Raw genomic sequence first — 9346 nt, 5'->3', positions numbered from 1 at the left:
TGAGCTTCAATTCCCTGAAACTACTTGGCTGTTGCAAAACAATGCACCCTTGATGGCGAGATTTCCCTCGTTGATCGAGCGCCATCATCGGTGGATAGCTTTTAACTACGGTGGCAGGTGAAGCCGCTGAGCTGTTGAATACTGTTTATTTATCCAGTATAAATGCTGAATGCACTCCGAGCCGTACTACTACTTTGAATACGATCACCTGGGCACTAAACGGCCTCGGCGCACGCGATGGAAGATGACGATTGCCTGGGCGGCTGAACATTACCCGGGTTATCGCCCTCTTCTTTGGAGTGCAGAGGTGCGTCAGGATTTAATGGGCGATCCGGCTGCTTTTAAGCCGTATGGCACTGATCCCACGAATTTTCCGAATCATCCGGGATTCGATCCGCTCAAACACCAGAAAAAGCCTCCTGATTAGGGTACGGTTTGGGTTTGCTAGAGCAGCCAATGCTCTATCGGTTCTCGGTGGTTACCGATCTAAACCTGCCACTACACGTCCATGCTGGGCTACATTCTGGTCATGACAAAAACTTGGTCCTCCCATTGGCGCAAGGTCGCCAAAAGATTGTTTGTGGAGGCTCGTTTACCCATTCTTATTGCGGTCGGTTGGACTGGTTGGTATCGATACTCGGACGGTTGGTGGAATAAGGAGACTTTTGCTCACCTATTCGCTAGCTTCACGATGATGTCATTTCTGTTTGGCAACGTTTTTCGAGTCGATCACAAGGTCAGCCAGGAGGAGACTTTAGACGGCATCTCTGATCGATCTGTAAAGTTGATCGGTGACCTCGATAACGTTAGTCAAAAGTTAGAGGAGCAGACTCGCAAGATTGTGGGTCTTGCGACTGGTGGCGATAGCCAGGCCGAGTTTGTGGTACGTCCCCTCGCTGCTTCAGGTGGGGACATACTGATAGTGTCATTCGCTAACAAGGGTGAGTTCCCTGTTTACGACGTTTGCTCAAAGCTGATTGAGTTACCGGATCCGCTTAATCCTGTTGGAGGCGGTGTGCATCAGGAGGAACGGTCACACCCAGTACTACGGCCCTCAATGGAGATCGACGCTTATTTTTTAGTTGGTGCTGGCCGCGAGTCGGCTTTGTGGCAAATCTCTTTGCAGACTAGGAACAACTATTCCTCCTTGTTAAAGGTCCGCGTTCTGCGTGTAGATGGGGTGCTGAAATTCGCCACGAGGTGGAGCTACGGTGGAGGCGTTTGGAAGCTTGGTGGGGATTTAACGCTTCCGGGTTATGACCCGCAAAACCCTGCGGCCTTTTTTGATGAATGAAGAACGCATCGCTGATATCTAAGCAACAGAATGAACAGGCCGTGTTCGCGGAGTTTTCGCGGCGTACGGGAACGGAGATCGCGTGGGTCAGCGTTCAAAGTCGACCGGAGCCTGAGCCTGATCTGCTATGTACCCATACGCAGGACGGGCCGATCGCTTTCGAGCTTGTGAGCCTGACAGATCCAGAAATCGCCAAAGTACAGGCTGCAGGGCCAAATGCCCGTCAGGATGCGTTTTCTACGGCTGACCCGACCGACCGAATTATTCGGAACAAGCTCACCAAGAAGTACATGACGAGCGCATGCCGCATCGAACTGCTTATCTATACCGATAATCAGATCATCACGCCCGATGATGCTATTGTCCCCACGCTGGTATCGTTACTCGACAATACTGCGCATCTATTCGAGCGTGTGTGGTTCATGGGTGAACGCACAACCTGTTGCCTTTGGCCAATAAAAAAAACCTCCGATTGAGAGGCGCTGCGCCCCTCGCCTGAAAACGGATCGCGCCAGCTAGGAGCAGCCAGCCGTCGGCTATTTCAAGCTTGAGTGCCCCGGTTTTCTCACTCGATACAACGCGCGCTTTACTACGGAATCAGAAACGTCATACCGCAGCGCTAACGACGCTATGGTGTATCGCTCCGTGAGATAGAGCCGCACCACCTCTACCTCGTCTTCTGGCGACAACGAGCGAGGACGGCCAGGAAGATTGCCACGATCACGCGCCGCACGCTGACCAGCAATAGACCTCTCACGAATGATCCCCCGCTCAAGCTCAGCGACAGCACCCAAAATCTGAATGACAAACGACCCCATGGCAGTGGTCGTGTCAAGAGGCTCAGTAAGACTTTTAACCAGCGCACCAGCAGCTTTTATGTCGGCCAAGATAGAGAGCAAGTCAGGCAGCGAACGCGCAACCCTGTCGAGCTTGTAAATCACAAAAACATCGCCAGGGCGCAGAGCCGCGAGGCAGCGACGGAGTTGAGGCCGCGCGCCCACAGAGCTAGCCTTCTCCTCAAAAATCTGCGTGACGCCAGCACGCGCAAGCGCATCAAGTTGCAGATCTGTTTCTTGGTCTTTCGTCGAGACACGCGCATATCCAATCAGCATTGATATTCCCTTAATAGTTGGGAGAAAAWTCTATCAACACGGCTCGGTATATAAAAGCCAAAAATCACCAAAGCGCCCGAGGCGGTGATTCACGATTCGGTGCCCCTCAGGCACCCCATTCGCCAAACAGAGGTCAATAACTCGATATAAAGGCTCATTCGAAGCAATCACAACTGTGGTTGGTTTATCGCCGTCGAGATGCTGAGAAGAGCCCCACATATTGCGACCCGACAGACCCTCACCGTGATCCTTGGTCAGGTACTTCGAGACATACGCCGCGATCTGCGCGAGGCTTTGTTTCTTTGTCCACTTAGCCGGCGTGCCGACTTTGGTTTTGTTATGGCCATCGACGTTCACAGTGCCGTTGGGCTTCCCCTCAAACTCACCGACCACACGTAGCCACATCTGCCGCACGAAGGCGTAAGAGCGCACAGGATGCCCGCCAACACGGATATAGGGTGGCAGCTTATCGATAGCAGCGTGCCAATGCCAGGCGCCCCGCTCCTGTTCCTCAAAAGCCCACACAGCGCGGAAATTCTTGATGTACTTCGACATAAGGCGAGTCCATGCCTTGAAGTCCTTATGCACCCTGTCAAAGTCGGTCATGTTCTCTTTGTAGGTGCCCGTCAGCATCTGCGACAGGTCGTGACTCTTGATGCGATGGCGGCATTTCGTCTTTGCCCTTGAGCGCTCACGTGAGCGCGCCATTTCGCGGGCCTTGGCCTTGCGCTCCTCATCGAGCACGGTCCCGGACTGGTCTACCTCTTGCACCAGGCACGAAGGGTCGTCTATGTCCACCAGGGGGACATAAATCTTTCGCGGGTAAACAATGGTTTCAGTTTGGCCGGTGGCGGCGGAACTCCATGTACGGATCTTCCAGCCCTGCTGCTGCACCTTGCACCAATACCCTTTGTGATTTACGATACTTTCCATCGGCAAGCCTCATTTCTTTTTGCTGATCTGGCCCGGACTGTTGACGCAGTGCCGGGCCTTTTTATTTCCGAGAGAACCTCTTGGTTCACTTATCCCTAATAGATAAATTAAGCGGCGCTCCGCGCCGCCCGGGCCTGCGGCCTTCCGGGCGGCGTCCGATAGCCGACGCTCTGCCCATGCAAACAGTCACCATGGGGTTGCACCCCATACCCCGGGGAGGCTTCTCCTCCCCCCTAAAGGGCACCCCCACGAATACCGGTCTATCAGGAAGTGACTTAGCGGGCGCCGGGCGCATTGGCCTTCCCTTTGGGGTTGTTCATGGCCGCGATCACGGCACCATCACGTAAGCCGTAGCCGGTGCCTGTCACCTGTACGGGATCGGCCGCAGGAGGGTCTACAAGCGTCGCGGGCGAAAAGGACGGGCTACCCCTGCCGGCAGGCCACATCGCGGCGTATGGATCGAATTTAGGCACGGCTAGCCGGTCTTCGCACATGTCCTGGGGCATGGGAACAGGCGTGGCATTTTGGGTGTAGCAGGTACACCCGCGCTTAGCCGTGCGAACGCAGCCGGCTACCCGAGGCACAGCGACTATCTCGCGCTTGTCGTCATACATGGGCCTGTCGCCGGGATCGTGCATGTCGCGAATTCGAGTAACAGCCGCGGGAGGTGCTACACCTGGTGCTTGCGTACCGGCCAACAAAGGAGAGCCTGGCTTGCTCGAAGGTGCCGCAGCAGATACGGCAGGGGCCTCAGTGCCAGTAAACCGCGTCAACAGCCTGTGACTGGTGAAGTAGAGCGAGATAGGCAAAGCAATGATGCACGCGCCCAGCAGGTACACGAGAGGCGGCATCTTGATGCCCGACTTGGTGTGAGCCTCCGCGCTCTTATAGAGCTTGTATCCCCACTTCTTGTAACCCCACGTGCCGATCTGCGCAGTCTTCGGGCTTTCTGGCGAACCGCAGTGATCCCAGGTATAGGTGATGGCGCGAGCGCGACCCCACATCCGGCGCATATGAATGTGCTGACCACACAGGCGGCGGATGTTTACATCGATAAGTTGCGGGTGCTGTGTGATGACCACTATGTCAACGCCGTAATGCCGATGAACTTCAAGCGCTGCAATCCAATCAGGAGGCTTCTGCGATGCTGGACGAGGGCGTGCCAGGCGCTGAATTTCATCGATAAAAATCACTTTATTTTTGACATCGAACGACGGCTGGGCTGGAATCTTTTTGACAATATTCCGCAGACGCGGCGGAGGCAACGTACCAGCCGCAGCCGCCGCAGCATATTCCTCCTCATTCAGTGCCGCAGCCGCCTCATCCTCGGGGGTAGGAGGTGCCAGCGGCTCAAAGGTAATCTGCTCAGGCACCTGTACCCCGCCCTTATGCCAAAGCATCACATCCTCATCGCTGATCACCTGATGCGGGACCAGCAACCCCGGGATACCGTTGACGAGGAATTCGCGCCCAGCAAAGCGCTTGTGCATCAACTCCGTGACGGTGTAGAGCGTCTTGCAGCTCCCAGGCGCACCCGTAATGATCAAAATCATGACGAGCTCCCGAAGAACGAAAAGGACGACTTCAGCGCCCACATAGTGAGGCTGAACGAGATCGCGCCAAGGATCCACTGAAAGCCGAGATCTATCCCATACAGCCCGCCGAGCTTCAACAGGTCCGCAGGAAAGCTGTTGACGGCCGTTTGCATGTAGCCCTTGACCTGGTCAAAGGCCACATCGACGCCCTTGATGCTGATCATGCTCAAGCCGAGGCTTGTAAGAACACGGGCCACCAGGGGCGACACCATGTTGTAGAGCCAACTTGTTAAGTCCATGGTTAAGACCTCAGCGCACCGACAACGATCGACATAGCGATCAACGCAGCGGCGAGCAAAATTAAGGGTTTGAGATTGGGCGCAACGCTGCAGGCAGAAGAAAAACTCACATGCACCGTACCGAACTGGGTATCGATATTGCGATCAGCAGGGCACTCGCTGGAGAACCCACTAAGCCCAGCACCGCCAAGCGTGACCGTGCGCTCAGACTTGGCCGGACCATCACCACTGGGAGTACCAGGCTTCATACAACCGAGCGTGCCAGGCTCGCACTTACCGTCAGGGTCATCACCCATCTTCTTGGTGACTGACTCGACGGTCTTGCCATCGGAGCTTTTTGTAGTCGTCGTGACAGAGCCGCCGCCCCTGCCATCACTCTTGGTGGTGGTAGTCGTCGTGGACCCGTCCGGGTTCGTTACCGTGGTGCTCGATTCTTTCGATTCCGTAGCCGGCGTCTTGTCCGTTGTGGCAGGGCTGCTGGCGGTTGGCGGCCCGCTACTTTGGCTAATGCAGGTGTCCTTGCCGTTGATGGTCCCGTAGGTGTACCCAGGGGGACAGAAGCGATCCTCCGGTATGGGGGCGCAGGTGGGCACACCCGACGCGAAATACACACGCCTTTGCCCTGCAGGACACTGTGCCTCGGGCGTAGGCTGACTCGGGGTAGTGCCAGAGGATGGAAGGCTAGGCAGCCCAGATGTTGCAGGGTCACAGGCATCGGCCTTACGCACTAGCTCCCACGTCGCGTAGGTCTGCACAGGACTGCCGGTGGTCACGGAAACGCCAAGATCAAGCCTTGGGATGGCGGCAGTCACGCAGCCGTCCTGACAGGTGTTGAAGGGGTTCACCTTTTCGCCGGCGACAACACCCCGATGAAACCCTGCAGGACCAGCCGTGCATGATGAAGAGGTACATGCGTACCACTCGCTGTAAGCGTAGTGCACGAGCTGTGACCCCTCACTAGGCGAGTTGGTGGCGTACTTGTCGATTCGCTTCTCAATGCCACCGGCCACTGTGCGTGACTCGATATTGAACCCAGGATTAACGGCGCCGCAAAAGTTGGGAGGGCTAGACGCCAGGCAGCTAGCGCGGGCGGCATTACTCTCAGCAACGAAGTTTGCACCGTCAGCATTTAGGGCTGCATCGAGGTCAGCACAACTAAGCGCGAGCGCTGACCCGCAGGCGATCAATGGCAGAAGAACCAAAACACCGCGAGCAAAATAGCGGCGAAGACGATCAGATCGATGGTCATGATGGGAGGTTGTCATGTTTAAACATGCCGATCAAAACTCGTATCCCGAGAAGAACAATGAGAAACAGCATGTACTGACCTACGAGAGGGGAATAGGTGTCACCCCAGGTCGGTTTGTCGCATGGCAGGGGGAGCACAGGCACAAGCTGCACGGTGACCGCACCTGTAGGTGAAGTCCTTTGATATGAGAGATCCCCACCGGCAGAAGTGAGGTTTGAAACGCCGCTGCAGACCATCACAGACCCGTCCGCAAGGACGGATGAAACTGTGCTGCAGCGGGCGTTCAAGGCTTCGCCTACGCTGAGGTAGCACACCCCCTCGGAATTGAAGCCAGCAGCCATCAGCGCTTCTTCAACATGCTGATGAGCATGTACAGGCCGAAGATCGCCGCGAACAGGATCAGCAGCGAACCCCCGACCGACAGCATGTCACTCTTGGCAGTGTCAATGCCGGCCTTTGCCGATGTCACCAGCTCGCTGTCCACGGCGTGAGCCAGGCCCACGCTCAGGGACAAAATGAAGCCGATAATGACGGCCCAAATTTTCTTGATACCAAACATACGTCTTACTCCTCAAAAGGTGGCCCGGTGAATCCGGAACTACACCCCATAGACCCGGGCGCTTCGCAGCGATGCGGGTCTACAGGCTGGAGTCACTTCACGTCGAAGCAGGAGCAGCGCGGCGAATCTGAGAGGCAGGGATCGGAGTCAGGTCGGTAAGCACGGCGCATATGTCGCCCTTGTTGTCACCCCAGTCCGGCACCTGCAGCGCGAAGGTTGCGCGGAACGTACCGGGAACACACTTGGCCTGCAGCGCTGCATCGCGGGTGCGGAGTGCCCCCACAGTGATGACGGTCTCGCCGTCATCGCCCAGAAGGATGGACCGCGCAGCGAAGTGCGGGAACTTGTTGCCCTTGGCGGTGGTGCGCTCCTCGTTTTCGACGGTAAGGATGCGAACGGTGGATGAAAAAACGGTCATGATGAATTTCCTTTAGTCGATGGTTGATGTAGTGCCGGAACCCGGCCCGAAGCCCTCACGCGAAGGCTTAAGGCCAGACTCAATCACTGAGCACCTTGACCTTGCTGCAGGAGAAGAAGGTGTCGAAGTGCGAACACTCAGACCAAAACAGGCCAAGCCGAACGCGTTGGACCCGCACGGTGGCACCGCCTGGAAACTGCACCACGCAGCCCTTCTTAACCGCACGGCGACGGGTGCAATCGAGGTTGGAGGCCTTCGGCGCGCTCATGGCAACCGCTCCACCGTGACAGCAGAGATGCCTCGACCCAACAGCGAGCGCAAAAGCACCACCGCGTCAGCGGCACCCACGCCACTGCACACGTCAAAATGACCATCAATGTCAGAGTACGAGAGGCTGTACAACGGGATGCACACCCCCTGCCCAGAATCAGCGGCCGGAGGCACCCGGCGGGCCTCATCGTTTTCAGCAGGGGGAGTGCTCTGTGCAGCAGCGCAACGGGCATTCCATGCATCCCGAGCAGCTACCGATTCGTCAAATGTCAAATGTTTCATGGAGTGCCTTCCAATGAGTTGATCGATAATTACCCATGCGAAGGGGTAAATACACGTTTCAGCGTGTAAACGAAATATACACGCTATTGCGTGTACAAATCAACCATGGAGAAGCGAAAAATGCCGTTAGCCGACACCATTGAACGAGCAGCAGAGGTCGCGGGAAGCCAGACGGCACTCGCAAAACTCATCGACGTCACCCCTCAGAACCTGAGCGACATCAAGAAGGGCAAGCGTGCATGCGGCCTTAAAAAACGAATCCAGATAGCGGAAATAGCCGGCGCAGACCGCCTGCGGACAATCTTCGAATACTTTGAAGATTCCCTCGACCCCACAGACGATTACGAGGCCCAAGCCAAAGCCACAATCCGAGCAATGCTTGACGCATTCCCACCGGAAACAGACGGATTGCCAGCGCCCAAAGAAAAACCCCTGCAAGCAAAAAGCCTACAGGGGTCATCTTGGCGGAAACGGAGGAATTCGAACAACATCTTCAAGCCCGGGATTTCCGGGCTTTTTTACTTTGCATCAAACTCAGCGACCAAGCTCAATATGAGCCACCACCGCCGGATGTTCGGGGGAACGAAGCGGATGGGGGGATTCCCCCATGTAGCGAAGCGCGACAAACAGCGGCGTAGACTGCCCATCGGGAGATGTTCCGATGAGCCAGATTTTGACTAGTGCCGAGGTGCAAACTTTTTGCAGCACAAATCACCGCGCCGTGATGTTGATGGACCGGGGAACACTGGACTACGTCGGTGCCAGGTGCTGCTTGCTCAATCACGTCTTTTCCGGGTTTGAGCTCGCTGCTCAGTCGGTAGAGAAGTACCTGAAGGCAATGCTGCTGCTTAAGACGCCCGGTCTTAACGTCCGCCGTTACACCCATAAAGTCATGGAGCTAGCTGCAGATGTTCAGGACGCTGGCATAGCCGATCTTTCCGCGCACCAGCAAACAATAGGGCGCCTACAGGGGCACTACCAAGGGCGGTATCCCGATAATCCTGGGCAGCTAACCTCCTCGTCCACAGCGGAGATTGCTCAAATAGATCTGCTGCTTGATCGAATTGTTGCTTCAATGCCGGCCCCTCCCGATGTCATGATTCGAACGGGGGTCTATGTCCGAGCGTTGCTGATGGTTGAGCGGCGTGAGCTTCAATTCCCTGAAACTACTTGGCTGTTGCAAAACAATGCACCCTTGATGGCGAGATTTCCCTCGTTGATCGAGCGCCATCATCGGTGGATAGCTTTTAACTACGGTGGCAGGTGAAGCCGCTGAGCTGTTGAATACTGTTTATTTATCCAGTATAAATGCTGAATGCACTCCGAGCCGTACTACTACTTTGAATACGATCACCTGGGCACTAAACGGCCTCGGCGCACGCGATGGAAGATGAC

The 9346-nt window shown here is 55.9% G+C and carries 14 protein-coding genes; 5 read left to right on the top strand and 9 right to left on the bottom strand.

Annotation, left to right across the window (positions count from 1 at the left end; translation table 11 throughout):
• Positions 1 to 244: 244 nt before the first annotated feature.
• From AC1DXS_RS24415 to AC1DXS_RS24405, 3 genes are all read left to right on the top strand, one after another.
• Complete coding sequence (locus AC1DXS_RS24415) at positions 245 to 427, top strand: hypothetical protein (protein ID WP_477740029.1); 183 nt, start codon at positions 245 to 247, stop codon at positions 425 to 427.
• A gap of 81 nt (positions 428 to 508) precedes the next feature.
• Positions 509 to 1294: a hypothetical protein gene (locus AC1DXS_RS24410; RefSeq protein WP_477740028.1), complete on the top strand. Its 786-nt coding sequence runs from the start codon at positions 509 to 511 to the stop codon at positions 1292 to 1294.
• Positions 1291 to 1770, top strand: a complete 480-nt coding sequence (locus AC1DXS_RS24405) for a hypothetical protein (protein WP_477740027.1) — start codon at positions 1291 to 1293, stop codon at positions 1768 to 1770. The genes AC1DXS_RS24410 and AC1DXS_RS24405 overlap by 4 nt, the downstream gene beginning before the upstream one ends.
• A gap of 60 nt (positions 1771 to 1830) precedes the next feature.
• On the opposite strand, the gene AC1DXS_RS24400 is transcribed toward AC1DXS_RS24405, so the two are convergent.
• From AC1DXS_RS24400 to AC1DXS_RS24360, 9 genes are all read right to left on the bottom strand, one after another.
• Positions 1831 to 2406: a recombinase family protein gene (locus AC1DXS_RS24400; RefSeq protein WP_477740026.1), complete on the bottom strand. Its 576-nt coding sequence runs from the start codon at positions 2404 to 2406 to the stop codon at positions 1831 to 1833.
• A gap of 33 nt (positions 2407 to 2439) precedes the next feature.
• Positions 2440 to 3339: a rolling circle replication-associated protein gene (locus AC1DXS_RS24395; protein WP_477740025.1), complete on the bottom strand. Its 900-nt coding sequence runs from the start codon at positions 3337 to 3339 to the stop codon at positions 2440 to 2442.
• A 275-nt stretch (positions 3340 to 3614) separates the two neighbouring features.
• Positions 3615 to 4892, bottom strand: coding sequence for a zonular occludens toxin domain-containing protein (locus AC1DXS_RS24390; RefSeq protein ID WP_477740024.1), 1278 nt, complete (start codon positions 4890 to 4892; stop codon positions 3615 to 3617).
• Positions 4889 to 5173: a DUF2523 family protein gene (locus AC1DXS_RS24385; protein WP_477740023.1), complete on the bottom strand. Its 285-nt coding sequence runs from the start codon at positions 5171 to 5173 to the stop codon at positions 4889 to 4891. Before AC1DXS_RS24385 ends, AC1DXS_RS24390 begins: the two co-directional genes overlap by 4 nt.
• A 2-nt stretch (positions 5174 to 5175) precedes the next feature.
• The gene (locus tag AC1DXS_RS24380; protein ID WP_477740022.1) at positions 5176 to 5421 is read right to left on the bottom strand and encodes a virulence factor TspB C-terminal domain-related protein; all 246 of its coding nucleotides are present in this window, start codon (positions 5419 to 5421) and stop codon (positions 5176 to 5178) included.
• 1341 nt (positions 5422 to 6762) lie between these two features.
• Positions 6763 to 6981, bottom strand: coding sequence for a major capsid protein (locus tag AC1DXS_RS24375; RefSeq protein WP_477740021.1), 219 nt, complete (start codon positions 6979 to 6981; stop codon positions 6763 to 6765).
• Positions 6982 to 7078: 97 nt separating this feature from the next.
• A complete protein-coding gene (locus tag AC1DXS_RS24370) occupies positions 7079 to 7399 on the bottom strand; it encodes a hypothetical protein (RefSeq protein ID WP_477740020.1) in 321 nt (106 codons plus the stop codon).
• A gap of 79 nt (positions 7400 to 7478) precedes the next feature.
• A complete protein-coding gene (locus tag AC1DXS_RS24365) occupies positions 7479 to 7667 on the bottom strand; it encodes a hypothetical protein (RefSeq protein ID WP_477740019.1) in 189 nt (62 codons plus the stop codon).
• Positions 7664 to 7951 carry a hypothetical protein gene (locus tag AC1DXS_RS24360; RefSeq protein WP_477740018.1) on the bottom strand — a complete coding sequence of 96 codons (288 nt, stop codon included), beginning with the start codon at positions 7949 to 7951 and terminating at the stop codon, positions 7664 to 7666. The genes AC1DXS_RS24365 and AC1DXS_RS24360 overlap by 4 nt, the downstream gene beginning before the upstream one ends.
• A gap of 90 nt (positions 7952 to 8041) precedes the next feature.
• Here AC1DXS_RS24360 and AC1DXS_RS24355 point away from each other — a divergent pair, with 90 nt between their 5' ends.
• The gene (locus AC1DXS_RS24355; RefSeq protein ID WP_477740017.1) at positions 8042 to 8632 is read left to right on the top strand and encodes a hypothetical protein; all 591 of its coding nucleotides are present in this window, start codon (positions 8042 to 8044) and stop codon (positions 8630 to 8632) included.
• Positions 8613 to 9218: a HEPN domain-containing protein gene (locus AC1DXS_RS24350; RefSeq protein ID WP_477740016.1), complete on the top strand. Its 606-nt coding sequence runs from the start codon at positions 8613 to 8615 to the stop codon at positions 9216 to 9218. The genes AC1DXS_RS24355 and AC1DXS_RS24350 overlap by 20 nt, the downstream gene beginning before the upstream one ends.
• Positions 9219 to 9346: the final 128 nt, after the last annotated feature.

The organism is Polaromonas sp. P3_B1, assembly GCF_056402935.1.
This window is presented reverse-complemented; position numbering and strand designations above follow the sequence as displayed.

Excerpts from the sequence above, each read along its gene's own strand:
- AC1DXS_RS24400 (WP_477740026.1), bottom strand. The coding sequence starts at position 2,406 with ATGCTGATTGGATATGCGCGTGTCTCGACGAAAGACCAAGAAACAGAT.
- AC1DXS_RS24390 (WP_477740024.1), bottom strand. The coding sequence starts at position 4,892 with ATGATTTTGATCATTACGGGTGCGCCTGGGAGCTGCAAGACGCTCTAC.
- AC1DXS_RS24395 (WP_477740025.1), bottom strand. The coding sequence starts at position 3,339 with ATGGAAAGTATCGTAAATCACAAAGGGTATTGGTGCAAGGTGCAGCAG.
- AC1DXS_RS24365 (WP_477740019.1), bottom strand. The coding sequence starts at position 7,667 with ATGAGCGCGCCGAAGGCCTCCAACCTCGATTGCACCCGTCGCCGTGCG.
- AC1DXS_RS24405 (WP_477740027.1), top strand. The coding sequence starts at position 1,291 with ATGAAGAACGCATCGCTGATATCTAAGCAACAGAATGAACAGGCCGTG.
- AC1DXS_RS24410 (WP_477740028.1), top strand. The coding sequence starts at position 509 with ATGCTGGGCTACATTCTGGTCATGACAAAAACTTGGTCCTCCCATTGG.
- AC1DXS_RS24385 (WP_477740023.1), bottom strand. The coding sequence starts at position 5,173 with ATGGACTTAACAAGTTGGCTCTACAACATGGTGTCGCCCCTGGTGGCC.
- AC1DXS_RS24380 (WP_477740022.1), bottom strand. The coding sequence starts at position 5,421 with ATGAAGCCTGGTACTCCCAGTGGTGATGGTCCGGCCAAGTCTGAGCGC.
- AC1DXS_RS24370 (WP_477740020.1), bottom strand. The coding sequence starts at position 7,399 with ATGACCGTTTTTTCATCCACCGTTCGCATCCTTACCGTCGAAAACGAG.
- AC1DXS_RS24375 (WP_477740021.1), bottom strand. The coding sequence starts at position 6,981 with ATGTTTGGTATCAAGAAAATTTGGGCCGTCATTATCGGCTTCATTTTG.
- AC1DXS_RS24350 (WP_477740016.1), top strand. The coding sequence starts at position 8,613 with ATGAGCCAGATTTTGACTAGTGCCGAGGTGCAAACTTTTTGCAGCACA.
- AC1DXS_RS24360 (WP_477740018.1), bottom strand. The coding sequence starts at position 7,951 with ATGAAACATTTGACATTTGACGAATCGGTAGCTGCTCGGGATGCATGG.
- AC1DXS_RS24415 (WP_477740029.1), top strand. The coding sequence starts at position 245 with ATGACGATTGCCTGGGCGGCTGAACATTACCCGGGTTATCGCCCTCTT.